This is a genomic window from Mycobacterium sp. OAS707, from assembly GCF_014873705.1.
Taxonomy (GTDB): domain Bacteria; phylum Actinomycetota; class Actinomycetes; order Mycobacteriales; family Mycobacteriaceae; genus Mycobacterium.
In genome coordinates, this window is sequence record NZ_JADBDS010000002.1 from 76,549 (window position 1) to 101,564 (window position 25,016).

Below are 25,016 nucleotides of genomic sequence, written 5' to 3' on the forward strand. Positions count from 1 at the left end.
GGCACATACGAGGACGCACTTCGGATGGTCGGCACGCGAACGCAGCCGAGATTCGCAGGCACCGCCGTGAGTGGCGCGCGCATACAGCATTTCGCGTCGATGGTGCGCGACCCCAACCCGTCGTATTGGGATGTCGACTTTGCGAAATCGGCGTGGGGTGGGCTCGTCGCGCCACCCGCGTTGCTCATCGGTCTGCTGATGCCGCCGCCGTGGGTGCCCACCGGCCAGGCGCCGACGGCGTCGATTGCCGTCCGGGTCCCGTTGCCAGGCACGGCGATCATCAATGCGTCCAACGATGCCGAGTTTTTGTTGCCGGTGGTGGAAGGCGACATGCTCAGCGTGGTCGAGGAGGTCGTGTCGGTGTCGCCGGAGAAGAAGACCCGTGTCGGCACAGGGCATTTCATCGAGACGTTGGAGACCTACTACCGGGGCGACGGTGCGGTCGTCGCCAGGTGCACGAACTCGTTGTTTCGTTTCAGCCCCGCAGGTGACCGATGACGTGGGACGAGGTCACCGTGCAGGCGCAGCTGCCAGAGGTGGCCGACGCGATCAGCTACGAACGCGTGGTGATGAACGCGGGTACGACGTGGGACTACGTGCCGTGGCACTTCGACCCGGAGTACGCCAAAGAGCATGGGCACCCAACGATTTTCGTCAACACGATGCACCTCGCGGGGTTCATCGACCGGATCGCCACCGACTTCGGTGGGCCGTACAGCAGGGTGGTCAGGCGCAAGGTGTCACTGCTCGGTTCGATCTATGCGGGCGATTCGATGGTGGCGCGTGGCCGAGTGACCGGCAAGCGCATCGATACGTCCGGCGACGCGCCGCGGCACCTGGTCGACCTCGAGATCGGCATCTTCAATCAGCGCGACGAATTGTGCTGTCCCGCAGAGGTTACGCTCGAACTCCGGGATTAGCTGCGTCTCGAGCGGCCACTTATGACACGTTTTTCGTCGCGGAGCGTGACATAACTGGCCACTCGGCGAGATTGAGCATCGCGCTCAGCGCAACTCTGGCAGCTTGTCCGCACTGACCGTCGATTGCAGTTCGACGTATTCGGACAGACCCTCAGAACCGAATTCACGTCCGATGCCGGACTGTTTGAACCCGCCGAACGGAGCGCTGGTGTCGAGTGTGTACATGTTGATGCCGTACGTGCCCGCCCGAATCTTGGCAGCGATCTCCAGTCCGTGGGCGGTGTCGGCGGTCCACACCGATCCGGCCAGCCCGTAGTCGCTGTCGTTGGCGATGCGGACCGCGTCGCGCTCGTCAGTGTACTTCAGCACCGTCAGCACCGGGCCGAATATCTCCTCACGAGCGATCCGCATTTCGTTATTCGCATCCGCGAACAGCGTCGGCTGGACATACCAGCCACGATCGCGCGGTTTACCGCTGCCGCCCAACACGATTCGTGCACCTTCATCGACGCCGGTCTTGATGTAGCCCTGCACGCGCTCCTGCTGCCGCTGCGCGACGAGCGGACCGATGTCGGTGTCGTCGTCGGCGGGATCGCCGACCTGCAGCCCCGTCATCATCGCCGCGAGAGCGTCGACAACGTCATCATGGCGGCGCTCGCTGACCAGAATCCGAGTCTGCGCAACACACGCCTGCCCGTTGTTCATCAGGCTGGCCATCTTCAGATGCTTGACGGTGCGGTCGATGTCGGCGTCGTCGAGGATGATCGCCGCGGATTTGCCCCCAAGCTCAAGGCTCACCCGCTTGAGCTGTTCACCGCACAGCGCGGCGATCCGCCTGCCGGTGGCCGAGGAGCCCGTGAACGAGATCTTGTCCACCCCGGGATGGCGGACCAGGGCTTCACCGGTTTCGCGTCCGCCGGGAACGATCGAAACCACGCCCTGCGGCAGGTCGATCTCATCGAGCATCTCGGCCAACCACATTGCGTCCAGCGGTGTTTCGGGCGCCGGTTTGACGACAACCGTGCAGCCGGCGATCAGTGCAGGGATGAGCTTGGGCATGATCAGGAACTGTGGCACGTTCCACGGCACGATCGCGCCGACGACACCGACGGGCGCCCGACGCACATGCACCTCGCCGAACAAGCCCTGCCGCCGCTCGGCCCAAGGGAATTCGCGTGCCGTTGCGAGGTTGAGATGTATCTGGGCCACCGCGCCTGCGGCCTGCCCCAGCCTGCTGAAGCTGCGCGGGGATCCCATCTCGGCGGTGATCAGGTCGGCCATTGCGTCGGTATGGGCGCTGTACACCGCCGCCAGCTTCTCGATCTTCTCCATCCGCTCGGCCGGCGTCATCCGCGGCCACGGTCCCTCGTCGAACGCGGTCCTGGCGGCGGTCACCGCCTTGTCGACGTCTTCGGGAGACGCTTCGGGCGTCTCACCGATCGGCTCTTCACTGTGTGGCGAGATCACCGAGAGTCGCTGTCCGGTGGCCGGTAGCTGCCAACTGCCACCGATGTAGAGCTTGTCGTAGACAAGGGATCTCACGGATACGCCTCCTCGTAGGATTGCCGCACCCACGCGCGGAATTCGGTGATCGCGCCTTCGCCGCGGGCCAGCTGCGGACGGTCTCGATAGATCTTGTTCTCCCAGATCGGGATGTCCTGTTCGATCTGCCTGCAAAAGTCTCTGGCGAAGCCGAGGCCCATCCGCGTCATCTCACCCGTCTCCGGTTCGGTCTGCACGAAGAACGTGTAGCGGGCATCGACGAACTCACCGTCGATCGGGGTGACGGTCAGTAGCGTGCATGATCGCCCGAGGCCGCGGTGTCGGACCACGTCGAGCCCCATGCCGAACAGTTCGGAGTCCACCGCACCCGAAACCGGACCGCGCGGCGTCTGAAACGTCACCTCGGCGACTGCCCGCAGCCGGTGCGCGTCCGTCTCCAGATCGAGGTTGCCGAACCCGGAAACGCCATGCACGGTCGCGAAATGCGCTATGTCAACGGTGTTTTCGAACACCTCTTGCGGATGGGACCGGAAGCGCCAGCGCGCTTCCTCAGGTGCGTGGAACGTGAACGCCGCATCTTCGCTCTCGGGGATCTTCGGCAGTTCCCAATCCGGTTGGGTCGATGCTTCGGAGTGCCAAACGAAGATCGCACCTGCCCGCTCGACGGTCGGCCATGCCCGCAACCGGGCGGTGCGATTGACCGTCTTCGCGTACGGAATCTCGACATTCGATCCGGCGCCGTCGAATCGCCAACCGTGAAACGGACACGTGATGCAGTCGTCTGTCACTGTGCCGCCGACGGCGATGTCTGCGCCGAGGTGCGGGCAGTACGCATCGAGCACGTACGGACTTCCGGATTCGCCGCGGTAGCAGATCAATCGTCGACCGAAATAATGCAGGCCGACGACCTGTCCGGCATCGACGTCCCTGCTGTAGGCGACTTGAAACCAACCCTTGGGGTAGGCGTCGAACGGAAAGCGCTTGCCGATGTCACTCATCACGGCGTCACCGCCCGTCTGGACCGCTAAAGTTGCTATTGCTGTAAACATAGCAAAAAAGGCAGGTGCAGTGGACAACCGTGATTGGCGTGCGTATCCGTTCGAGCTGGTGCCGACGGACCCACAGCTCAACTTCCCAGCCGCCGAAGGCAATCACCCCGATTTCGAGTCGGACACCTGGTTCATCGCGGGCGAACTGACCGCTGACACTGGCCGTCGGTTCGCCTTCCTGACGATCTTCAACAAGAACCGGCCAGGCCAGTCGATCGTCGCCGACTTTCACACCTTCGCGCTGTTCGACCTCGACAACGGCGAGTACGGCACCTACACCGATTACGACATGCCACCCGCCAACATGGCGCCGGGAGCGAGACCCAAGATGACGCTCGAGGATGGCCACCTCGGGTTGACGTATGACAGCGATGCGGGCCAGGCCGTGTGGCGAACGTGTCGTGACCCGCATGGTGACTTGGTGCCGTACACCTACGACGTCACCTTGGTCGGCACGGATGCACGGGGCGACGCGATGCGACTGGACCTACATGTCACGCCGACGCGCGCCCCCGTCCCGCTGGGCGGCGCGGCGTACAACGGCAAGGTCGAGTGTTTCGGCCAGGCCGAGACGTATTCCTACTTCCAGACGCGGATGGCCATGACCGGCGCACTGCGCTGGGGAGCGGTGCAGGAACAGGTTTCCGGAAGCACGGGTCACGTCGACCGGCAGTGGTTTCCGCTGGTCGCCAACAGCGGCGGACCGACTGGCGATATCCGCTCACGGGCGCACGAGTGGCGCACGATCAACCTCGACAACGGCCTCGACCTATCCATCTGGCGTCAGTTCGACCGCACCGATCACAATGCGCTGCAACCATTCTCGGGCGCGACCACATGTGCACCCGACAGTGACCCCGAATATGCCGACGACATCGAGGTCACCATCGACAGCTACGTGCGGTGGCCCGATGAGGTCAAGACGTTGGTCCCCCCACCATCGGCGGTGCGGTACATGCCCGACCGACACCGGCTGACGTCACGGCAACTCGACCTCGAGCTCACGGGTGAGCCGTTGGTGCCTGCGCCCGCACATGGGCTTCCGCTGGAGTACATGGAAGGCCCCTATCGATACCGCGGCACGTTCCGCGGAAAGCCGGTGAGCGGCTTCGCTTTCTACGAGCGGTCGCTGGCGCTCTACCGGGACTGGGAACTGGCCGAGATCGCCTCTTCCCACGTCTGATGGCGGTGTTGTAGCCCGGGTTCGTTACGCCCGAACACCAGGTGCTCGCGGGCGCCGGACTCGAGGTTGGCCTGAAGACCTGCCACAAGCGCGTAGTCCTCGTCGCGGACCGTGGCGTGCGCGTAATCGAAAACCGCTGCGGCACCGGCGGCCGTCGACTCGTCGGACAAGTCCAACGGCGTTGAGTTCTGGTGCACGGTGATCGACCGGCCCGGCACGTCGGTTGGGTAGACGCGGAACAGCTCGCCGTTGGCGATCGTGCAACTGAGGACCACATTGGGAAACAGCGCGTAGATGACGACCATGGCATGCAGCGGATCCCACTGCTCCTCGGGAACGTTCTCGAGATCGAGAATTCCGTTGAGAGGAAAGACAAGTCGGTGGTGCGGGCCGAACGAATCGAACACCGTGCAGTTGCTGCGCGCGATCGTCGCGAACGTGTTCTTGTGCACGGTCGCGAAGTGGTAGTTCTCGGCGAAAGTGTCAATCGCGAGCTTCCAGTTGATCGGGCAGTCGAGCACCTTCTCGCCCAACGGCGCCCATCGCCCGATACCCCAGGATTCCAGTTCGTCAGCCAGCGGCCCGAGGAATGCCGGGATGTCCAGCGTCGCGTCGCGATCCAGTGAGATCCACAGGAAGCCCGCACATTCGGCGGCCGGCAACTCCGTGAGTTTTCCAGGGCCCGAACCTGTTTCGGGGAATCCTTCTTTTCCCGGGATGCCGACGAGGTTGCCGTCGAGGTCGTAGGTCCATGAGTGGTAGGGACAGGCAAGCCGTCGCGCGGCCCCGCAACCCTCGGCGATGCGCGACTGGCGGTGTAGGCAGACGTTGTCGAACGCGCGCACGGTGCCGTCGGCGCCGCGAGTGAGCAGAACCGACCGCCCCATCACGGTCTTGGTGCAATAGGTGCCTGGCCGAGGGAGTTCGGAGACATAGCCGACGAGTTGGGGGCTGGCCAGCAGCATCGCGATGTCCCGCGCGTGGCGCTGCGGCGAGGTGTAGGTATCCGCGGCGACGATGTGCTCCGTCGGCGTGAGGTCAGTGGTCTTGTCGCGTGCGAGCTTGACCGCGCGACGCGTGAGATCGATGAGCTGGTCGCGATCCATACCGCCATTGTTGTTGTTTTTATAACAATTGCCAACCGTCGCCGAAAAGTGACTGGTGATGCTCCTGTTGCGCGTATCGTCCGCTCATCGGGGTCGGGGCCTGAACGAAGGGGCAGCCATGGCGTTCACGGGGTGGGTGCATCGATTCACGATCGCGGCGTTCGCGACTGCGCTGGTGCCGGGGTTGGTCAACGTCGCGGGGGACACCGCTTCGGCGCACGCGTTCTCGAACCCAGCGCTGCCGATCGAGTACCTCGAGGTCCCGTCGCAGGGCATGGGCCGCAACGTCAAGGTCGAATTCCTGAGCGGCGGTGCAACCGCCCACGCGGTGTACCTGCTGGACAGCATGGAGGCCGGCGATGACCTCAACGGCTGGGACATCAACACCCAGGCCTTCGACTGGTTCAACGGATCGGGCCTGTCGCTTGTGATGCCCGTCGGCGGCAAGTCGAGTTTCTACAGCGACTGGTACGGGCCCGCGGTCGGTAACAACGGCACCTACACCTACAAGTGGGAAACCTTTCTGACCCAGGAACTGCCGGCCTGGCTTGCCGCGAACAAGGGCACGCCGCAGACCGGCAACGCGATCGTGGGGTTCTCGATGGGCGGCTCCTCGGCACTGGTGCTCGCCGCCTATCACCCCCAGCAGTTCAGCTACGCCGGATCGTTGTCGGGCTTCCTGAACCTCTCGGCAGATCCCGGCCAGGTCGGCATCGCGATGACGTGGAACGGCGGCTTCGGCCGCGACGCGATGTGGGGTCCACCCGGTGATCCGGCCTGGGCCCGCAACGACCCCACGCTCCAGGCGGGCAGGCTGGCCGCCAACGGCACCAGGTTGTGGATCTACTGCGGCAACGGCACCCCGACAGACCCCGCGTTGGCCAGTCCGGACGCACCCATCGGTGGCCTCGGCTTCCTCGAGGGCATGGCCACCGACTCCAACCATGCCTTCGCCGACGCCTACGTCGCCGCGGGCGGGAACAACGCCGTGTTCAACTTCCCCGAAGGCATCCACGCATGGGGTTACGCCGGCCAGCAGTTGCAGCAGATGAAGCCCGACATCCAGCGAGTGCTGGGCGCAACACCGGCCGCGCAGGCGTGAGTTGGTGGGTTGCGCACGCGGAGCGCACAGTGTCCGAGGAGATCCCGGCACCTCCCGATGCGGTCCGTGAGTTCTACGTCGACCTGGAGAACATCAGACGGGTGCACCCCCTTGTGGTGGCGGTGCGCGTGACCGGTCAGCACCAAACCGCGAACGGATACCTCACGAGCTACCGCGTGCAGGACCGGATTCCGTTGGGGCCGTTGATTTTACGGATAAACTACGTGGCACGGCTGCACGTTTCCGACGCCGGCGAAGTACTGGCCGAGGCGGATCAGTTTCCGCGGGTTCGGTTGCGTACGAAGGTGACATTCGAACCGATCGACGTGGGAACGCGAATCACCGAATGCATGCACATCGAGGCGCCGCGCGTGTTGGCGGCGATGACGGTGCGTGAGGCCGTCAAGGCGCACTCCACCATGCTGGCGGGGATGCGCCACTGTTTCGAATGACTACTCGGTGGCCTCAGGTGACGCGCTTTGGTTATCGCCTGCGTCGAGCACACTGACCGCTATGCCGTACGGCAGGAAGCGCACCTTACGGGACGGGTCGGTGTTGTTCTTGTTCGCTCTGAGCGCATCCAGCTCTGTCGGATACACCTCTTCGATGTGGGCGCTGCCTTCGTCGTCGACGGAGTAAATCGCCCAGACGCCGTCGCCGGTCTCGCCCGTGGTTTCGGGCTCGCTTCTGGGCCGCGTGTGCCGCGAGAACTCGTCGAAGATGGTCGCCCACCCGGCCCGCTCACCGGACGTGGTGAAGAACCTGCTGACTCCGTCGAGCGCGTCGCGCAGGCCCTCACCGGCCTCGCGGACCACCCGATCAAATTCATCGGGGTCGAACCCGAACGGCCCGTTGCTGCTCATTGCGGTTCCTCCTGCTAGCCATGCCCCGCGACATTGCGGTAATCACAGTGTGCCTGCGCATCGTCAAGTAGTCGACTGAGGCCGGTGGCGAGTGGTAGGCAACCCATATGACCTTCACGCGTGCCGACATGCTGGCGACTGCCGAGCGTTCGCCGGCGGCCGCGGGCGCGCGCGATCGCATGGCTTGGGTGGGACTGTTCACCTCCGATGGCCGCGTCGAGGACCCGGTCGGGTCCACGCCGCACAGGGGAGTGGGAGCGATCGGCGCCTTCTACGACACATTCATCGGCCCACGGGTGATCCGGTATCACCCTGATGTCGACATCGTCGTCGGCCCGACCGTCATCCGCGACGGCGAGCTCGAGGTGACGATGGCCTCGACGCTGACGATGCGGGTGCCGGTATACATCCGCTACGACCTAGCCGACGAAGCGGGTCAGCTGAAAATTGCTGCGCTGTCGGCATTTTGGGAATTGCCGGCAATGGTCGGCCAATTCCTGCGCGCCGGAATCCGGGCAGTGCCGGCCGGCCTTCAGCTGTCAAACCTGCTGCTGCGCAACCAGGGTCTGGTCGGCACGCTCGGATTCCTCGGCGGGTTGCGCGGAATCGGCGGCGGGGCCAAAGGGTGCGTCGCGCGTTTCCTCGACGCGGCATGCGCGGGCGACGAGGTCGGCATTCGAAGGCGGCTCGCAGCCCAGGTGCACATCTCCAGCGGTGACGATGTCGTGCTGAGCGCAGGCGACCTTTTGAAACACCTCTCAGGGGCGCGCTGGCGCAAGCTCATCGGATCGGGCCACGCCGTCGTCGCGGCCACCGAGCGCGCCGGGCAGCGCAGCGTGATCTTTGCGGAAGTGGGTACTGAACCCGTAGCGATCACACGGATTCGCGTGTTCAGCGAGGCGGCTTGAGTAGGACGTGAGACGGTTAGGTCAACATGGACGCCGAAAACTACATGACCTATGAGCAGTTCGGGCGAAGGTTCTTCGAGGTCGCCGTCAGCGAGGAGCGGGTCTGCAACGCGATCGCCGCGATCGCCGGGGACGCCTTCGAGATGGGCCCCATGGGTCAAGGGCCGGGCAAAATCGCCAAAGTGACCGCCAAGGTCAGGATCATGGACCCCAGGGTGACCCGCACAGTGGCCGAAGAGATCACCTTCGACATCCGAATCCCGCTCGAGATCGACATGGTCGTCGACCTGCGCATCGACAAGCCGAAGTTCATGGTGTTCGGCGAGATCACACTGAGCGCTACGGCACGGGCAGCCGAACCGCTTCTGCTGATCCTCGATGTTGAGAAACCGCGGCCGTCCGACATCTCCATCCACGTGACGTCCAAGTCGTTGCGCGCGGAGGTGGTGCGAGTGCTCGGCAACATCGACGCCGAGGTCAGGCGGTTCATCTCGGCGCATGTCTCGGGCGAAATTGACAGCCCAGCTTCGCAAAAAGCCAAGGTCATCGATGTGGCGACCAGTATCGATGCGGCCTGGAGCGGGGTCTGACGCTAGGCTTGCGCTGTGTCGCGCAAACGAATCGCCCTCGTCCTGTCCGCCGGTGTGCTGGCTTCCGGCCTGGTGTGGGCCGCTCCCGCGCAGGCCGACACCACCGATGACGCGTTCCTCTCTGCCCTGACCGACGCGGGGATCGGCGCCGTGGACCCGACGAACGCGGCCGCGCTGGGTCAGCAGGTGTGCCCGATGCTGGCCGAGCCCGGTCAGAATGCCGCCGACGTCGCGGCCAAGGTCGCGGACGCGGGCGGGATGTCACTGGGCCCGGCGACCATGTTCACCGGCATCGCGATTTCTCTGTTCTGCCCGACCGCCGTGTCGTCGATCGCCAACGGCGAGTCGCCGATTCCGTTGGGGCTTCTCGGCTTCTAGTTGCTCAGGCGCCGACGGACTGCAGCTGCGGCCGCCTGGGACCGCGACCGTCACCGGCCGACCGTCCGCGAACGTGCCGCCACAACCACGGCATCAACATGTTCTGGGTCCACAGGGCCTGGGAGTACGCCTTCGAGCGCAGCGTCTGTCTGGACTGTGCGGAGCCAAGCTCAGCCCAATCATGGTTGCTCCCAGGCAGATTCAACGCCTCGGCGGCCGCCGCGGCGAACAACGTATGGCCACGGGGTGAGCCGTGCACACGATCGGCGCTCCAGGTGGCCGGGTCTGTCATCGACGGGGCGCTGTAGAGGTCGACAAGCCGGAAGTCGTACCAGTCCGCCGCGCGTCTGATCTCGGCGTTGATCCGCAACACCCGGGCCTCGAGGACGCGCCCGATCGGGACGATCGCAGCGATGTCGGGGAAGGTGGTGGTGACCACGGTTGCCCCGGACACGGCGAGTTGAGCGTAGAGGTCCGCGAGTTCGGCGAGTGCGTCGTCGAAGTAGAGCCCCGGCCGCGTCACGTCGTTCATGCCGATGCAGACGGTGACGAGGTCAGGCCGCATCTCGAGCGCCTTGGGCAACTGATCGTCGAGGAGATCGCATATCCGCTTGCCGCGCACGGCGAGGTTGGCATACCTAAGCCCGGGGTGGTGCGTGTCGACCATCTCTGCCAGCCGGTCGGCGAATCCGCGTAGCCCGACGGAGTCGTCGCCGTCCCAGAGTCCCTCGGTCTGGCTATCACCTATCGCGACGTATCGGGTGTACCCGGTCACACCGTGACTCTAGCGGCGAAGCGCGGCTTCTACCTGCGCCGCTCCTGCGGTGGCGGCGAATTCGCGGTGCCGGTCCGTGACGGTGGCGCCACCCGCACGCAGGATGTCGATGACGTCTGCGACCTCTTTCGCCCGGTAGCCGGAATAGCGCACGCCGACCGTGGCCCACCACGGCAACAGTGCATCGAGTCCCCGAGCGGCGTCGGCGCCCAGTTCGACCATCGCCGCGACCGTCGCGGGCAGAATTTGGCGGACCGCCTGCTCGATGGGCTGGGTGCCGCCAGGCGATGCGGCGTCGATCGCCGCGCCGGCTCGTACGAGCGCGCGGACGATTTCGGGGTTCACGTTGTCGTTGGTGCCGTCGACGACGTGTAGCGGCGTGGCGCCGTCGGAGTCGGTCGCGTCTGGCCGCGTTCCCTTGGCGAGTGCGTGGGCGAGGGCGACAGGGCGGCCGAGTCGGACGATCTCGTGCACGATCGTCGTGTATTTCTCGCCTTGTGCGGACAGCTCGATGCGACGGCCTGCGTCGGCGCCTGCGTCGATCAGCGCGACGACGATGTCCGCCGACAGCGAGCGCACCCCGTACCAAAGCGGTGTCGCTCCACAGGGATCCACGGGATCGGGTTCGGCGCCCCACGCGAGCAGTTCGATGACTTCGGTGCTTCCGGCGCGGGCGCGATCGAAAAGGTCGAGGACTTCGTCGGGCAACGGGTTCGTCCAGTCCGGCCAGGCGACGCCGAGCGCATCGAGAACCATGAGGGCGCCCTCGCGCTTGTCGCCGAGGTCATACCACGGCCACGGGCCTTCGCCCTTGGCGACGAAGTCGGCCACCGCCATGCGGGATTCCTCGGTGATCGTTCTGCCGTAGTCGTCGTATGACGACGAGAACCGGAGTTCGTCGCCATCGCGGGACACGACGACACTCGACGGGCCCTCCTGATAGCGCGCCAGTTCGATCACGGCTACAGCATCACCCAAACACGAAGGCGGGACACCCAATTGGATGCCCCGCCTTGGCGGTGAGACTTACTTCACGTCTACGAAGACCGTCTTGCCGGTGACGGTGGTGTAGATGTCGTTGCCGGCACCGGGAACGCCGGTGTCCGTGCGCGAATATGTCTGGCCCGGCCGAACGGCGACGACAGCCGCCTGGTCGAGCGGTGCCGCGCCGAGTCGGTTGACGATCACGGTGTAACCCTGGGCCTGCAGCTCGTTGATCGTCTGTTGAGCGTTGCCGGGACCGCTCGGCGCAGCGGCTGCCGGAGCCGCCAGCCCGATGATCGCCGCCCCCGCGCCAGCGATCAGTGCTGTTGCGAGTCCGAACTTCTTCATGCGATTTCCTCTCGTAATGTCTAGACCTTTAAACGGGCTGGTCAGCCAATAAATTCCGGCTGCGCACACGTCGGTGACGACCATCACGTCCCGGGGTGGCGCGGCGCGGTTCGGCGGCCGGCTGTTTCCAGGCGCTACTTGATCCACACACTGAGATAGGAGCCGAGGTTTCGTCGGGCCGGCGTCGGTGGGGGATTCGCGGTCGCAGCCGCCACTGCGGTCAGTCTTGCTTTCGGGCGAGTTCCTTTTGCGGCGTCCCTGCAACGGCCGCTTCAGCGATCTCGTGGATGCGCCGCTGAGACTTACGCCAGCCGCGCACCCGCACCTCGCCCACTTCTCTTCCGTTGCGCTCGACCAGGATGATCCACCGCACTCCGAACCACTTGGCAATGAACCAGGGGGGCCATACCACCGCCAGGAAGAACGTGTCGAGGTCACCGCCGCGGTCGGTATCGGGGAGGAAGGAGAGGTTCCAGTTGGGGAACCACCGGCGATACACCGTCCACTGCACCCCATTCGGTCCGGTTACCTTCACCATGCCGCGCGCGAGTCGCCAGCGCTGGCGTAAGCCGGCTTCGGGGGCGCCCACTACTTGGGCCTGCTGACCTCGCGGCTCCTGCTCGGCGAACTGGCGGCCCAGCCCGGCGATGCGCTTCTCGGGGTCATCGTCGCCCACCAGCAAATGATCCCACGCCGCGGGCTTCGGGTGCAGCAAACAGCGCAGGTCCGCCAGTGGGCTATCGAGAGGCGACGGCAAAGAGGCGCCACTCGCCGGGCACGCCCTTGAGCTCATGAATGCCACGGTCTTCGAACTCGAGCCCAGACCCGATCACCAGGTCGCGCAGCGTGCTGGACACCAGCACGTCATTTGGCCCGGATAGTGCCGACACTCGCGCGCCGATGTGCACGGCGATCCCGCCGATATCGTCGCCGCGGATCTCGCACTCACCGGTGTGCAGCCCCGCACGCACCTGGATGCCGAGCGCCTGCACCGAATCGCGAATTGCCATGGCGCAGCGGATCGCTCGCTGCGGGCCGTCGAACATCGCGAGGAACCCGTCACCCGCCGTGCTGACTTCGCGGCCTCGAAACCGGGCGAGCTGCGACCGTACGACGGCGTCGTGCGCATCGAGCAGGGCGTGCCAGTCACGGTCGCCCATCTTGGCGGCACGCTGCGTCGAGCCGACAATGTCAGTGAACAACACCGTGGCGAGCACCCGATCCTCGGCTACGTCGGCCTGCTCGCCGGTGACGAACTTGGCGATCTCCTGGAAAGACTCGCGCCACGGTTCCACGAAGTGATACAGGTTGCGTCCAGGCAGCTCAACGTATTTCGCGCCTGAAATCTGGTCGGCGACGTACTTGCCGTGCGCGGGCAGGATAAATGGGTCGTCTCTGTGATGGAGCGCGAGGGTCGGCACGCGGACTGCCGGAAGCACGGCCCGCACGTCGACTTCGGTCACCAGCGGTAGTACCAGCGCGAAAGCCGCTGGACTTGCTGCCAGGCGTTCCTCTCGCGCCCAGGCGGCCCGAATCTCCTCGTTCCATGGCATGTCGGGATTGATCACGTGCTGGAATTCGCCTGTGCCCCACATGGCGGTCATGGCCGCAGCGGCCTCGTGCGTGCTTTGACTCACCGGATCCGCATACCCCTCCAACACAACGAGCGCGGTAGTGCGAGATGGGTGGGTGGCGGCGAAGAGCGCCGCTGGGGGCAACGCGCCCACCGACGCGAGCAGAACCGCCTCGGGACTTCCTAGGTCGTCGAGCACCGCGGTGATGCTGTCAGCCCATTGCTCCAACGTCGGCAGCGCGCCCGGGGCGACGGAATCAGACGCTCCCGTTCCCGGCTGATCAAAGAAGATGAGCCGCCCAAGAGAAGCCATCGCCTCAACCCACTCCCGGAACGAGGCTAGCTCTGGCAAGAGTTCGCAACAGGTGAACCAGTTCGGGACGAACACAATGTCCCTCGCACCCTCGGGCGAGGCGCGATAGGCGACGCGCAAGTCCCCGTTCAACGCGTAGCGCGTCTCCGAGAACATTGCGGAAGTCTAAGCCGCGCACCGAGGCATCGCCGCCAAAAAAGGGCCGCAGAGATGCGGCCCTTTTGCGTTTTTGCGGTCGACGCTTCGTTCGGACTTCAGGGGTGCTTGGCGTAGCGCTGCAGGAAGGCGACGGCAAGGAAGGCCCCGAAGGCAATGCCCGCAACCCATTTCACAAAGCTGACAATGAGCGTGCCCGTGGGCACCTCGACGATGGAGAACGGCGAAGCCGCGTACAGCACCACGCTGAGCATGACAACGGACCACAGCGCGATGACGATGCCTGCGATTCCCTGCCAGAGGGCAATGTTGCGGGGGATGCGTTTGGTGTAGTTCTCGATGGGTGCGGGCACGATGTTCATTGTTGGGTTTCCTTTCAGATGCGCTGGCGGGCGCCTCTTGTAGTCGACGATCATGAATTGGTGAGGAAAGGATGAACCTGCCCGCTTGGGAAATTCTTGGAAGGACAAAGAGCCCGTACCTAGAAGAACCGGCCCACCCTGGCAAGATTCAGCGGAACGCCGACGACACTGAGCTGATTGATGATGTCCTCCAAGCGTTTTCGCGGGAGATCCATCCGCCACTCCGGCAGGGTGCCTTCCAGGCGCACCACCCCTGGCGCGAAGCTGATACCGGTCATGGTCAGGCCGTGCGGAAGCTCCGGCAACCGCACCGGATATGCGGGCGTCCGCCCAGGCAGCTTCCACTGCGACTGCCGAACCGCGACCCCGCGCGGCTTGAGCCACAGCGTCGACCCGTCGAGATGCGCCTCGACCTCCACGTGCCCCAGCAGCGGCCTGCGCGCCAGCCGCAGTCGCGCGATCCCGTCGGCACCCACCTCACCGGACAACCGTGGCACCGCCCACCGGAACAGGTCGTCGAGCACCGGCGCAGGGATTTCCAGCGTCAGCTCGACCGGAGCGGCCACCAGCACCGGCGGTGCCGTCGGCTTCATGTGGACGTTGTGCAGCACCGCAGTCGCCCGGTCGAATCGATGCCCGTTCCAATAGATGTCACGTGCCGCGAGCCGGACATCGTTGAGCTGGCCCACTGACAACCCACGTACGTCGAGCCGCGAGTCGAACTCGGTGACCGTCAGCATCAGGTCGCCGTCGTCCAACCGAACCGTCAGCCGACGCCCCACGACCAGCCGGCGCAGCGTCATGAACAACGTCCGATAAGCCGCCGCCGCCCCGGTACTGACCGGCGCGACCGCCGCCGTCGACCACAGCGACGTCAGCATGTCGAGCGGCCGGAAAGGGTCGAACCGGCGCAGCGGACGCGTCATGCGTCCACCATCCCTCATCCGCGGGGCGGAGTGAAGCTCGATAACAGTGTCCGCATCGACTTGGCGACTGCATGTCGGGTCTCCACCGGATCGGCCGAGTTGGCAATCAGCATGGCGCCGCGGGTAAGCGCGCCGAGCAGCAACCGAGTCACGGTTTCGGGGTCCTCGATCGTGATGGTGCCCGCGGCGGCGGCGGCCGTCAGCGAATGCACGATCGCCGCGTGCGCGTACCGCTCGTCGAGTTCGGTGTAGCGGGCGAGACCGAGCACGGCGGGCCCGTCGACGATCAGGATGCGTTGCATGTCCGGCTGCAGCACGCCGTCGAGGAACGCCTCGAAGGCACGGGCCAGCTCATCGACGCCGTCCGTCGCTCCATGCGCCGCCTTCGCGGAAACCTTCATCAAGTCGGTGTGAGCCTGCACGAATACGGACTCGAAAAGCGCTGTCTTGGTGGGGAAGTGGTGATAGAGCGCTCCGGTTGTGACGCGGGCCTCGCGCGCAAGGTCGTCGACCGATGTCGCCCGGAAGCCGTGCTCACCGAACAGCCTGCGGCCCGCCGCGATCAGTGCCGCTCGCGTCTGCGCGACCTGTTCGGCGCGCAGCGTAGCGGGCTGATCCGACATCTGGTTTTCCTCCTCGTAGACCGAGAATACCCTATTGACATAGTGACGTTATGTGAAATAGTTGCCCTATGACATCAGCCCCCGTGCATCTCAGCGCCCCGGGCGAGGACACCCGGCGCGCCTACAGCCCGACCCTGGCGGCGCTGCGCGGCGCCGTCGCACGCAGCGCCGACCTCTGGCGCAGCATCGACAAACCGGACGCGCCCGCGCCCGGCCTGATCTGGACCGCCGCGGAAACCGCCGCACACGTCGTCGGTGATCTTCGTGACTACACCCAGGCACTGACACGTCACGCAGGTGGCTATATGACTCACCTCAACCGGCCGACGGAATCGCCTTCTGCGCTCAGCGCGAAGGTCAACGCCCGTCACCTCGAGGAGGTGCGCGAGCGCAACCTGCACACGCTGGCCGACATGCTCGAGGTCGCCGCCGACGCCTACCTGACCGTGGCCGCCAACGCCGATCCGAGCGTCGAGATCCAGACTCCCAACGGGTTGGTGATCGGGCCCGCGACGATGGCCTCACTGCTGCTCGGCGAGCAGCTGATCCACGGGCTCGACATCTCGCGCACGGCCAAGCTCGAATGGCCGATCGACAAGGCCGACGCGTTTCTGGTGATTCCCGGCGTGTTGGCCGTTGCGCCGCAATACCTGCGGCCGCAGCGCGCAGCAGGCGCACAAATCAGCTTCGAGTTGCGAATGCGCGGTGGCCCCAGCTACCGGCTGGCCGTCGCCGACGGCACGGCGGTCGTCACTGCGGCCGGCGAGAGGGCCGACTGTGTGATCACCGCGGACCCCGTCGCTTTCCTGTTGCTCGGCTACGGCAGGATCCGGCAACTGTCACCCGTGCTGCGCGGCCAGCTACGCCCCGGCGGCCGCAAGCCCTGGCTGGCAATGAGGTTCGGCACGCTGCTCTACAGCCCGTAGCGCGTATACAGTTGTAGGCGATGGCCTCTGTGGTAATCGTCGGCAGCGGATTCACTGGCTTCGAGTGCGCTCGGCACCTGGCGAGGAAGCTGCGCAGACATGATGCGTCGGTCGACATCTCGATCATTTCCCCTGTCGATTACATGTTGTATACGCCGCTGCTGCCCGATGTGGCCGGCGGCGTGGTCGACGCCCGCTTCGTCGCGATACCACTGGCCAATGCGTTGCGCGGAGTGCAGCACCTCCGCGGCAGGGTCGACGGCGTTGACTTCGACGGGCATACCGTCACCTACACCGACCCCGAAGAGCGGGCACGCGTCCTGCCATGGGATCGGCTCGTGCTCACACCGGGTTCGGTGACCAAGCTCTTCGATGTGCCCGGTCTCGCCGAACATGCGCGCGGTCTGAAGTCGACGGCTGAGGCGTTGTACCTGCGCGACCACGTGCTCGAGCAACTCGAACTCGCCGATGTCGACGATGACGCCGGTCGGGCCGCCGCGCGCAGGACGATCGTCGTCGTCGGCGCGTCCTATTCGGGCACCGAACTCGTCCTGCAACTGCGCGCCCTCGCCGACTCTGCGGCCCGACAGATGGACTTCGATCGGGCCGAGGTCAGATTCGTGTTGCTCGACATGGCCGAACAAGTGATGCCAGAGGTGGGGGAGAAGCTGGGCGCCGCGGCGATGCGAGTGCTGAAATCGCGTGGCGTCGACGTCCGGCTCGGCGTCACGCTGAAGGAAGTGCACGCGGAACACGTTGTGCTCATCGATGATTCACTGATCCGCACCCACACCGTCGCATGGGTGACCGGCGTGACCGGCGCTCCGCTGATCGAGAAACTGGGCCTGCCGACAGAGAAGGGCAGGCTGACGGTCGGGACGAATCTCCAAGTCCCCGACCATCCCGACGTGTTCTCCGCGGGCGACGCGGCAGCCGTACCCGACGTCACGCAGCCGGGCAAGATCACCCCGCCGACCGCGCAACACGCCATCCGGCAGGGAAAGGTGTTGGCGCGCAACGTCGCCGCGAGCCTCGGCTACGGAAAGCCGAAGAACTACAAGCACCGCAACATGGGTTTGGTAGTCGACCTCGGACCGCGCTATGCCGTGGCCAACCCGCTCAACATTCAGTTGTCCGGGCTGCCGGCCAAAGCCGTCACCCGCGCCTACCACCTCTATGCAATGCCGCGCTTCGTCAACCGCTGGGCGGTGGCCCTGGCCTACCTCACCGACGTGTTCTTCGACCGATCGGTGGTGTCGATGGGGTTGGCGTCGGAGGAGGACGCGCAATTCCAGGCGAGCGAGGGCATCCCTATGCCGAAAGCAGACTGATTCAAGTCCGTCGAAGCGGGAACGCTACGGGCATGGCTACGTATCGAGTGTTGAACCCCAAGGGTGAGGTTGTCGACACCAAGGACATCGAAAGCGCCGACGACGCGCATGCCTGGTTCGTCGACCAGAAGGCCGACCCAGAACTCGGGTGGCGCATGGAGGTCAAGGCCGACGACGGCGACTGGGCGTTCTTCGACAGCAGCGAGGGCGACCGCAAGTACTAGGCAGCAGCGTATCGGCTCAGTTCGAGGTGGCTGCGGGCCCGCAATGGCTGGGTCGCGCTCTGCGGCAGACCCAGCACCCGAACGCAGGCATCCGCAACGTGTTCCGGTAGACCGGCCCGCTCCGGACCCGGCTGTTTGGTCCACATGTTGACCAATGACTCCACCAACCGGAACGGCAGATCGGCAGCGGCTTCATCCACGCCGGTGTCCGCGACGATCGCCTTGCTCACCGCCAGGTAGTGCAGGCGCAGCCGCTCGCGGTCCGACCAGAACGGCTCGAGGCGCGCCCACCGCAATTCAGGCTGCAGATACAGCGCTCCGAGATTCCAGCGACCCTCCAACAACTGACGACCGTCGAACAGTGCCAACGCGTGCAAGTGCTCCGCCGCGCTCAGGGCAGGCTCCGCCGCCGAGAGGCTGTCGATGATCGTCAGCGTCGGCGTGACGGTCTGGCTGAGCAGGGCGCACAGAATGTCGTCCTTGGTCTTGAAGTAGTGATAAAGCGACGCCTGCCGGATACCGACGGCCTCGGCGATGGTGCGGGTCGACGTACCCGTATAGCCCAGCGTGGTGAAGAGTTCGCCTGCGGCATCGAGGATCTCGTCACGGGCCGTGCTGCCAGGCCTTCGCTGCGTCGTCAGCCGTGGGCGGCCCGCACGAGTGATCGACATGGCCCCATCGTGGCCTACTGAACAGCAGATATGCGTTTCTGTCACACGACAGAAACGCGGGACACGAATCGGTTACGCAGCACCGTCGATTGGTTACGCCAGCGACACCCACCGCCTTCGCCCGCGCTGAAAACTGTCAAGTGACAGGCGGGGGTGGCAGGAGCGGTGCATGAGTAGTGCAGTGTCCGAGGTCGACGCGGATGCGTCGGCAGACCTTGCGCGGGTGGCGGCGATCACCGATCTGCACGTCACGTTCCGCCGCAACGGCAAGGACGTACATGCCTTGCGCGGCGTGTCCCTGGACATCGCTCCCGGTGAGATTCTCGGCCTGGTCGGTGAATCGGGATCGGGCAAGAGCGTCCTCGGCTTCACGCTGCTCGGCTTGTTGCCGAAGGCCAAGGTGCAGGGCTCGGTGACGGTGACTGGCACCGACATGGTCACCGGTGATGCGAAAACGCTGCGCAAGGTCCGCCGCCTCGACCTCGGCGCCATCTTTCAGGACCCGATGACGTCGCTGAACCCGACGATGAGAATCGGCAAGCAGGTTGCCGAGGCGGCGGGCAGCGACGAGGAAGCGCTCAAGCTGCTCACCGCGGTCGGGATCCCGGAGCCCAAGCGGCGATTCAGGGCCTACCCGCACGAGCTCTCCGGAGGGCTGCGGCAGCGCGTGATGATCGCGATCGCGATCTCAGGCAACCCTGAGCTGATCATCGCCGACGAACCGACCACGGCGCTCGACGTCACTGTGCAGGCGCAGGTACTGCGGCTGTTGCTGCAACTACGCGAAGAAATCGGCTGCAGCATTGTTTTCATCACCCACGACCTCGGTGTAGCCGCGCAGATCTCGGACCGTATCGCGGTGCTGTATGCCGGCCGGATCGCCGAAATCGGCCCCACCGCAGACGTTCTCGATAACCCTGCGCACCCCTATACGCACGGCCTGCTGCGCTCGCGGCTTACGCTGGACACCGCAAGGCACCGCAAGCTGGCAGCGCTGGCCGGGTCGGTGCCCAGTCCGGTGGCGCCACTGCCGGGATGCGCGTTTGCGCCACGTTGTGTGCTCGCCACCCCGTCGTGTGAGGCGGCGCCGCCCGACCCGATCACGATAGCCCCAGGCAGGGTCAGCGCCTGCATCCTGCCGTTCGATGCGGTGTCGACGGAACTCGGCTCGCGCCTGACGACCACCACCGAGGACATCGAGCCGGAAACGGCGGCCGCAGAATCCTCCGAGCCGCCGGCAGTGGTGCTGCGCGAGGTGGTCAAGTCGTTCGGCAAATTGCAAGCGCTGCGGGGCATTTCGCTGACCGTCGGGCACGGCGAATCCGTCGCGTTGGTCGGTGAGAGCGGATCGGGCAAGTCCACGCTGCTGCGGGTCGTCGCAGGCTTGGAGAAAGCCACGTCGGGAACCGTCGATCTGCAAGGCGACCAGGGGCCGCAGATGGTTTTCCAGGATGCAGGCGCATCACTGACGCCGTGGCTGTCGGTAGGCGAGCTGATCACCGAACGCCTGCGGGGAAACGGCTTGTCCCGCAGCCAAAGACAAGACGCGGTCGCCGAGGTGCTGCAGCGTGTCGGACTGCCCCTGGACATCGCGAAGTCACGGGCGGGCCAGCTGTCCGGCGGTCAGCGCCAGCGGGTGTCGCTTGCGCGCGCGACGGTCGTGCCGCCCGCGGTCTTGTTGTGCGACGAGCCGACCAGCGCCCTCGACGTTTCGCTGGCGGCCTCGGTTCTCAATCTCATCGGCGACCTTCGCCGCACGCTGGACATGTCGGTGGTGTTCGTGACGCACGACCTGTCGGTCGCGCGTGTGGTCGCCGACCGGATTGCGGTGATGTACCTCGGGCGCATCGTCGAGATCGGTCCAGCCGATGACGTCATCAACAATCCCGTCCACCCCTACACCCAAGCGCTCGTGGACTCCATCCCCGACCTCGGCCGCGAATCACGCGTGCTCCCAGGTGAACCCGCGAGTCCGCTGTCGCCGCCGTCGGGCTGCGCCTTCCATCCACGCTGTCCGATCGCCATCGACACCTGCTCAGAGAGTGAACTCGACGTCCGGCTCGAAGGGGCGCCGGGAAGCCCGCACCAAATCGCCTGTATCGAGCGGAAGGCGAGCTGAGATGGCCATCGCAATACCCGCGGGCACGTTGACACGAGGCCGGCTACGCGGCCTCTCACTGCCCAAATCCTCACCGATGCTGATGAATTGGGCGGCCGTGAGCCTGGTCCTGATCGTGACCATCGTCGCGGTCGCGGTGCCGATCATCTCGCCGCACGATCCGCTTGTGCCCGCGGGCATGCCGCTGCAGGCGCCCGGTAAGCCCGGCTTCTTACTTGGCAGCGACTCGATCGGCCGCGACATCTTGAGCCGCGTGTTGTACGGCGTGCGCGCCAGTTGGTTCGCGGCATTGGTGGTCGTCGCCGTCGGGCTCCTGATCGGAGGCCTGGTAGGACTGATCGCTGGGGCAGCGGGCGGATGGCTCGACAGTCTGTTGATGCGCATCACCGACGCGTTTCTCTCCCTGCCCGCCCCCGTGCTGGCGATCGCCGTCGTGGCCGCGCTCGGTCCCGGCTTCATCCACACGCTGATCGCAGTGTCGATCGTGTGGTGGCCGTTCTACGCGAGACTGGTGCGCGGCGAGGTGGCACGCCTCGCCGCCCGCCCGCATATCGAGGCGGCCCGGCTCGCCGGTGTCGGACCAATTCGACTGGCCAGCAGACATCTTCTTCCCGGCGCGGTGCCCAACGCATTGGTGGCGGCCAGTCTCGACATCGGCAACCTGATCCTCACCCTGGCCGCGCTGTCGTTCCTCGGCCTCGGCCAGGCCGCGCCGGCGCCAGAACTCGGTGCGGACACCGCGCGCAACCTGACGTACTTCCTTCAGCAGTGGTGGGTTCCGGTGATGCCGGGTATCGCGGTACTCGTCCTCGCCCTCGCCGCCAACATCGCAGGCGACGGCCTACGCAACCTGATGAAGACAAGCTAGGTATCGGACATGCAGAAGTTCATCCTCTACCGGGTGGCGGCGATGGTGGCCATCCTCGTCGCGCTGATCGCGGTGATGTTTGTGCTGCAGCATATTTCGCCGATGGATCCGGTGAAGGCGCAACTCGGTGCGAACGCCTCTGCCGAAGCGGTTGCCGCCCGCAGACACACTCTCGGCCTGGATCAGCCGATTATCAACCAGTTCTGGCACTACCTCACCGGAGCGGTTCAGGGCGACCTCGGCCAGTCGTTTCGCACCAGACACGCCGTCAGCAGCGACCTGGGCGACTTCTTTCCCGCGACACTGGAGCTGGCGCTGTACGGGTTGGGGCTGGCACTGATCCTGGCTGGCCTGTTGGCCTTCGGCACGACGCTGAAATGGCCAGGAGCGAGCATATTGCGTGCGGTGCTGTTCACCGGCGCGTCCGCACCGATGTTCCTGCTCGGCATCCTCGGGCTGATCGTGTTCTACCAGAAACTGGGGTGGGTGCCCGCCAACGGACGGATCAGTGTGCCGAATCCGCCGGCCGGACCGACCGGACTGCTGACTGTCGACGGACTACTCGCCGGGCGGTTCGACGTCGTGACGAACGCGCTGCACCACCTGATCCTTCCTGCCGTGGTGATCGCGCTTGGCCCCGCGGTGGCGATCGGCCGCGTGCTGCGATCCAGCCTGTTGACCGAAGCCGACAGCGACTACGCGAGAACTGCTCGGGCCAAAGGCCTTTCGGAGGGCCGGATCATGGCCGGGCACGTACTGCGCAACTCCGTCGGCGGAGCGCTGTCGATGACCGGGCTCCAGGTCGGCCTGATGTTCTCCGGCGTGCTGGTGATCGAGCAGGTGTTCGGCTGGCCGGGCATCGGCCAATACATCGCACAAAGTATTCCGGTCGCGGACTTTCCCGCGATCGCAGGCGTGACATTGATGCTCGGCGTGCTGTACGTCGCCATCAACACCGCGGTCGACTTCTTGCAGGCGGCGGCCGATCCACGAATAGCGGTAGGAGGAGGTTAAGTGCCAACACAGCCACTGATCGTGGGCAACCCCGTGCTGGTTGTCGTCGACATTCAACAGGGCGGCGCAATGCCCGTGGCGGACGTGGGAATTCCGCACATGCCCGGGCATGCCGAGCGCGTCGAGCGAGCCGAGAAGCTGGTGGCCGCGGCGCGCGCTGCCGGCGTCCCGGTGGTGTTCTTTCAGGAGGTGCACCGGCCCAGCGGTGTGGACTTCGGCCGCGAACTCGACGGCACCGAGGGTGTGCACTGCGTCGAAGGACAGCCGGGCACCGACCTCGAACCGTCGCTGCGGCCCCTACCGGATGAGTTTCACATCGTGAAGCGGCGCTATTCGGGCTTCATAGGAACGGATTTCGAGATCGTGCTGCGCGGACTGCGTGCGTCGACGCTGATTCTGATCGGCGGTCTGACCGACGTGTGCGTGCACTACACCTTCGCCGACGCGCATCAGCGCGACTATTACGCGCGCGTCGTCACCGACTGCGTCGGCGGGTCGTCTCAGTACCTGCATGACGCGGCGCTGGCCGCCATGGAGTACCTGCAGACCGGTGCCATGCGTACCACCGAGGAGATCCTCGCCGCATTCAAACAGCTCGAACAGCCCGTCCTCGAAGGAGCAGCACCATGAACAAACGACTACTCGCAGTGGCGGCAGCCGCGATGCTGACCCTATCGGCATGCGGCGGTTCGGATTCCGGTTCGAGCACTCCCAACGCGGCGCCAACCGACAAGGTGTTGCACCTGTCGTTCCTCCAGGACCCCGGCCAGCCGCCCGACCCGGACATCTACTACGCCGGACAGGGACTGCTGCTGACCACGAACCTGTATGAGGGTCTGCTGCAGTTCAAGGGCGGTCAGGCCAAGGCCGAACTCGAGCCGCTGCTGGCCTCGGAGTACACCGCGTCACCCGACAACAAGGTCTTCACCCTCAAGCTGCGCGAGGGCGTGAAGTTCCATGACGGGACGCCGTTCAAGTCGGACGCTGTCAAAGCGTCGTTCGACCGCCGGCTTGCCGTCAACGGTGGGCCCGCCTACATGGTCAAGGACATCGAATCGATCACCACACAAGGCGATTACGGCGTCACGATCACCCTGAAGAATCCGAACTCGGAGTTCCTCGATTACCTTGCGTCGCCGTACGGTCCGCGGATGATGAGCCCGACCGGTCTGCAGAAGAACGGCGGCACCGACTTCGCTCAGAACTACCTCACCACACACGATCTCGGCACCGGGCCGTACACACTGACCGACGCGCAGGTCGGTTCGCACTACGCGGTGGCATCGTTCCCGGATTACTGGGGCGCCAAGCCGTATTTCGAGAAGGTCGAGATGCCCGTCATCACCGACACCTCGGCGCAGCAACTGCAGTTCAACAACGGTCAGCTGTCGGCGATCCTGCATGACCTGCCGTCGTCAGCGGTCGAGCAGTACCTGAACAACCCGAAGTACTCGCACTACTCGCTGCCGACCATGATGTCGAACTTCCTCTACGTCAACCCGAACAAGGGCATTACGAAGGACCAGGCCACCCGGACTGCGGTGATCGACACCATCGACGTCGATCAGGTGGTCAAGCAGACCTTCTTCGGTCGCGGCAAAGTCGGCGCGCAGATGTACCCGCCTTACGTGCTGGCCGCCGAATACGGGAAACAGAATCTGACCCATGACCCCGCGGCGCTGACGAAGATCGTCGCCGGTCTGCCCGCCGATCAGAAGACGATCACGATCGGGTACGACACCAGCAACCCCGACATGCAGTTGGTCAGCAACCTGGTTCAGACGCAGCTGGCCGCGGCGGGCGTCACCGCGAAGGTGCAGGGCTATCCCACCTCGGAGATCTACGGCTGGATCGGCACGGACATGCAGGCGGCCCCGGAGATCCTGGCCAACACGGTGTGGCCTGATGCGCCGTCTCCGTACACCTGGGGCCACATCTCCTGGGACAAGGACGGCGGGATCAACTACCTGGGTTGCTCGTCGCCGCGGGTCACCGACGCGTTGGCGAAGGGGCTACCGACCGGTGCGCCGCAACCGTATTCGGACGCAGGCGCCGCTGCCGAGGAGACGGGCTGCTGGTTGAACGTCGCCGACATCGACGACTTCGTGGTCGCCCAGCCGTGGCTGAAGGGGGTCGAGCAGGCGCACGCGGTGTCTAATCCGAACTCGCTTCGAATCGCCGCGCTGTCCGTAGGTTAGGCC

Annotated in this window: 29 protein-coding genes; 16 read left to right on the forward strand and 13 right to left on the reverse strand. The window is 65.3% G+C overall.

Translation table 11 applies throughout. The features are described 5' to 3' along the window. Window positions 1–24 precede the first annotated feature (24 nt). Both GGC64_RS11070 and GGC64_RS11075 read left to right on the forward strand, forming a co-directional pair. Complete coding sequence (locus GGC64_RS11070; RefSeq protein ID WP_192723837.1) at window positions 25–498, forward strand: MaoC family dehydratase N-terminal domain-containing protein; 474 nt, start codon at window positions 25–27, stop codon at window positions 496–498. Beyond that, window positions 495–920, forward strand: a complete 426-nt coding sequence (locus GGC64_RS11075) for a MaoC/PaaZ C-terminal domain-containing protein (protein ID WP_192722572.1) — start codon at window positions 495–497, stop codon at window positions 918–920. Before GGC64_RS11070 ends, GGC64_RS11075 begins: the two co-directional genes overlap by 4 nt. Window positions 921–1,004: 84 nt before the next feature. Here GGC64_RS11075 and GGC64_RS11080 read toward each other — a convergent pair whose 3' ends face one another. Both GGC64_RS11080 and GGC64_RS11085 read right to left on the reverse strand, forming a co-directional pair. Further along, window positions 1,005–2,462, reverse strand: coding sequence for an aldehyde dehydrogenase (locus tag GGC64_RS11080; protein WP_192722573.1), 1,458 nt, complete (start codon window positions 2,460–2,462; stop codon window positions 1,005–1,007). Further along, window positions 2,459–3,421 carry a Rieske 2Fe-2S domain-containing protein gene (locus GGC64_RS11085; protein WP_192723838.1) on the reverse strand — a complete coding sequence of 321 codons (963 nt, stop codon included), beginning with the start codon at window positions 3,419–3,421 and terminating at the stop codon, window positions 2,459–2,461. Before GGC64_RS11085 ends, GGC64_RS11080 begins: the two co-directional genes overlap by 4 nt. Before the next feature lie 70 nt (window positions 3,422–3,491). Between GGC64_RS11085 and GGC64_RS11090 the strand changes: the two genes are divergently transcribed. Beyond that, on the forward strand, window positions 3,492–4,655 hold the full coding sequence (locus tag GGC64_RS11090) for a lipocalin-like domain-containing protein (protein WP_370582070.1): 1,164 nt from the start codon (window positions 3,492–3,494) through the stop codon (window positions 4,653–4,655). On the opposite strand, the gene GGC64_RS11095 is transcribed toward GGC64_RS11090, so the two are convergent. After that, window positions 4,610–5,761 (reverse strand): aromatic ring-hydroxylating dioxygenase subunit alpha, encoded by a 1,152-nt coding sequence (locus GGC64_RS11095; RefSeq protein ID WP_192722575.1) that lies wholly within the window; start codon window positions 5,759–5,761, stop codon window positions 4,610–4,612. The genes GGC64_RS11090 and GGC64_RS11095 overlap by 46 nt on opposite strands. A 118-nt stretch (window positions 5,762–5,879) precedes the next feature. Between GGC64_RS11095 and GGC64_RS11100 the strand changes: the two genes are divergently transcribed. Both GGC64_RS11100 and GGC64_RS11105 read left to right on the forward strand, forming a co-directional pair. Beyond that, a complete protein-coding gene (locus GGC64_RS11100; protein WP_192722576.1) occupies window positions 5,880–6,863 on the forward strand; it encodes an esterase family protein in 984 nt (327 codons plus the stop codon). Then, window positions 6,860–7,315, forward strand: coding sequence for an SRPBCC family protein (locus GGC64_RS11105; protein ID WP_370582071.1), 456 nt, complete (start codon window positions 6,860–6,862; stop codon window positions 7,313–7,315). The genes GGC64_RS11100 and GGC64_RS11105 overlap by 4 nt, the downstream gene beginning before the upstream one ends. Here the strand turns inward: GGC64_RS11105 and GGC64_RS11110 are convergent, their stop codons facing one another. Further along, complete coding sequence (locus GGC64_RS11110) at window positions 7,316–7,726, reverse strand: hypothetical protein (RefSeq protein WP_192722578.1); 411 nt, start codon at window positions 7,724–7,726, stop codon at window positions 7,316–7,318. A 107-nt stretch (window positions 7,727–7,833) separates the two neighbouring features. Here GGC64_RS11110 and GGC64_RS11115 point away from each other — a divergent pair, with 107 nt between their 5' ends. From GGC64_RS11115 to GGC64_RS11125, 3 genes are read left to right on the forward strand one after another with little or no spacing between them, the layout of a single operon-like run. After that, window positions 7,834–8,634: a ketosteroid isomerase family protein gene (locus GGC64_RS11115; RefSeq protein ID WP_192722579.1), complete on the forward strand. Its 801-nt coding sequence runs from the start codon at window positions 7,834–7,836 to the stop codon at window positions 8,632–8,634. Between the two features lie 26 nt (window positions 8,635–8,660). Further along, on the forward strand, window positions 8,661–9,224 hold the full coding sequence (locus GGC64_RS11120) for a hypothetical protein (protein ID WP_192722580.1): 564 nt from the start codon (window positions 8,661–8,663) through the stop codon (window positions 9,222–9,224). Window positions 9,225–9,239: 15 nt separating this feature from the next. After that, window positions 9,240–9,602, forward strand: a complete 363-nt coding sequence (locus tag GGC64_RS11125; protein WP_192722581.1) for a DUF732 domain-containing protein — start codon at window positions 9,240–9,242, stop codon at window positions 9,600–9,602. Between the two features lie 4 nt (window positions 9,603–9,606). On the opposite strand, the gene GGC64_RS11130 is transcribed toward GGC64_RS11125, so the two are convergent. From GGC64_RS11130 to GGC64_RS11165, 8 genes are all read right to left on the reverse strand, one after another. Continuing rightward, complete coding sequence (locus GGC64_RS11130; protein ID WP_192722582.1) at window positions 9,607–10,377, reverse strand: SGNH/GDSL hydrolase family protein; 771 nt, start codon at window positions 10,375–10,377, stop codon at window positions 9,607–9,609. A 9-nt stretch (window positions 10,378–10,386) separates the two neighbouring features. Then, window positions 10,387–11,337, reverse strand: a complete 951-nt coding sequence (locus GGC64_RS11135) for an ankyrin repeat domain-containing protein (protein ID WP_192722583.1) — start codon at window positions 11,335–11,337, stop codon at window positions 10,387–10,389. A 66-nt stretch (window positions 11,338–11,403) separates the two neighbouring features. Continuing rightward, window positions 11,404–11,709 carry a hypothetical protein gene (locus GGC64_RS11140; RefSeq protein ID WP_192722584.1) on the reverse strand — a complete coding sequence of 102 codons (306 nt, stop codon included), beginning with the start codon at window positions 11,707–11,709 and terminating at the stop codon, window positions 11,404–11,406. Between the two features lie 220 nt (window positions 11,710–11,929). Beyond that, entirely contained in the window at window positions 11,930–12,385 is a 456-nt protein-coding gene (locus GGC64_RS11145; RefSeq protein ID WP_225951701.1) for a hypothetical protein, read from the reverse strand. A gap of 61 nt (window positions 12,386–12,446) precedes the next feature. Then, complete coding sequence (locus GGC64_RS11150; RefSeq protein WP_192722585.1) at window positions 12,447–13,751, reverse strand: adenylate/guanylate cyclase domain-containing protein; 1,305 nt, start codon at window positions 13,749–13,751, stop codon at window positions 12,447–12,449. 98 nt (window positions 13,752–13,849) lie between these two features. Continuing rightward, on the reverse strand, window positions 13,850–14,104 hold the full coding sequence (locus tag GGC64_RS11155; RefSeq protein ID WP_192722586.1) for a hypothetical protein: 255 nt from the start codon (window positions 14,102–14,104) through the stop codon (window positions 13,850–13,852). A 128-nt stretch (window positions 14,105–14,232) separates the two neighbouring features. Beyond that, window positions 14,233–15,039: a hypothetical protein gene (locus GGC64_RS11160; RefSeq protein WP_192722587.1), complete on the reverse strand. Its 807-nt coding sequence runs from the start codon at window positions 15,037–15,039 to the stop codon at window positions 14,233–14,235. A gap of 14 nt (window positions 15,040–15,053) precedes the next feature. Then, window positions 15,054–15,662: a TetR/AcrR family transcriptional regulator gene (locus tag GGC64_RS11165; RefSeq protein ID WP_192722588.1), complete on the reverse strand. Its 609-nt coding sequence runs from the start codon at window positions 15,660–15,662 to the stop codon at window positions 15,054–15,056. Window positions 15,663–15,730: 68 nt separating this feature from the next. Here GGC64_RS11165 and GGC64_RS11170 point away from each other — a divergent pair, with 68 nt between their 5' ends. The 3 genes from GGC64_RS11170 to GGC64_RS11180 are packed head-to-tail and all read left to right on the forward strand — an operon-like array spanning window position 15,731 to window position 18,143. Further along, complete coding sequence (locus tag GGC64_RS11170) at window positions 15,731–16,588, forward strand: maleylpyruvate isomerase N-terminal domain-containing protein (RefSeq protein ID WP_192722589.1); 858 nt, start codon at window positions 15,731–15,733, stop codon at window positions 16,586–16,588. A gap of 20 nt (window positions 16,589–16,608) precedes the next feature. Continuing rightward, window positions 16,609–17,919: an NAD(P)/FAD-dependent oxidoreductase gene (locus GGC64_RS11175; RefSeq protein WP_192722590.1), complete on the forward strand. Its 1,311-nt coding sequence runs from the start codon at window positions 16,609–16,611 to the stop codon at window positions 17,917–17,919. Window positions 17,920–17,951: 32 nt separating this feature from the next. Further along, window positions 17,952–18,143 (forward strand): hypothetical protein, encoded by a 192-nt coding sequence (locus GGC64_RS11180; protein WP_192722591.1) that lies wholly within the window; start codon window positions 17,952–17,954, stop codon window positions 18,141–18,143. On the opposite strand, the gene GGC64_RS11185 is transcribed toward GGC64_RS11180, so the two are convergent. Next, the gene (locus tag GGC64_RS11185; protein WP_192722592.1) at window positions 18,140–18,814 is read right to left on the reverse strand and encodes a TetR/AcrR family transcriptional regulator; all 675 of its coding nucleotides are present in this window, start codon (window positions 18,812–18,814) and stop codon (window positions 18,140–18,142) included. The two genes, GGC64_RS11180 and GGC64_RS11185, sit on opposite strands and share 4 nt — an antisense overlap. A gap of 169 nt (window positions 18,815–18,983) precedes the next feature. Between GGC64_RS11185 and GGC64_RS11190 the strand changes: the two genes are divergently transcribed. The 5 genes from GGC64_RS11190 to GGC64_RS11210 are packed head-to-tail and all read left to right on the forward strand — an operon-like array spanning window position 18,984 to window position 25,013. Then, window positions 18,984–20,933 carry an ABC transporter ATP-binding protein gene (locus tag GGC64_RS11190; RefSeq protein ID WP_192722593.1) on the forward strand — a complete coding sequence of 650 codons (1,950 nt, stop codon included), beginning with the start codon at window positions 18,984–18,986 and terminating at the stop codon, window positions 20,931–20,933. A gap of 1 nt (window position 20,934) precedes the next feature. After that, window positions 20,935–21,801: an ABC transporter permease gene (locus GGC64_RS11195; protein ID WP_192722594.1), complete on the forward strand. Its 867-nt coding sequence runs from the start codon at window positions 20,935–20,937 to the stop codon at window positions 21,799–21,801. A gap of 9 nt (window positions 21,802–21,810) precedes the next feature. Beyond that, window positions 21,811–22,815: an ABC transporter permease gene (locus GGC64_RS11200; protein ID WP_192722595.1), complete on the forward strand. Its 1,005-nt coding sequence runs from the start codon at window positions 21,811–21,813 to the stop codon at window positions 22,813–22,815. Beyond that, the gene (locus tag GGC64_RS11205) at window positions 22,816–23,445 is read left to right on the forward strand and encodes a cysteine hydrolase (RefSeq protein WP_192722596.1); all 630 of its coding nucleotides are present in this window, start codon (window positions 22,816–22,818) and stop codon (window positions 23,443–23,445) included. Further along, window positions 23,442–25,013, forward strand: a complete 1,572-nt coding sequence (locus tag GGC64_RS11210; protein WP_192722597.1) for an ABC transporter substrate-binding protein — start codon at window positions 23,442–23,444, stop codon at window positions 25,011–25,013. Before GGC64_RS11205 ends, GGC64_RS11210 begins: the two co-directional genes overlap by 4 nt. The last annotated feature ends 3 nt before the right edge of the window (window positions 25,014–25,016 follow it).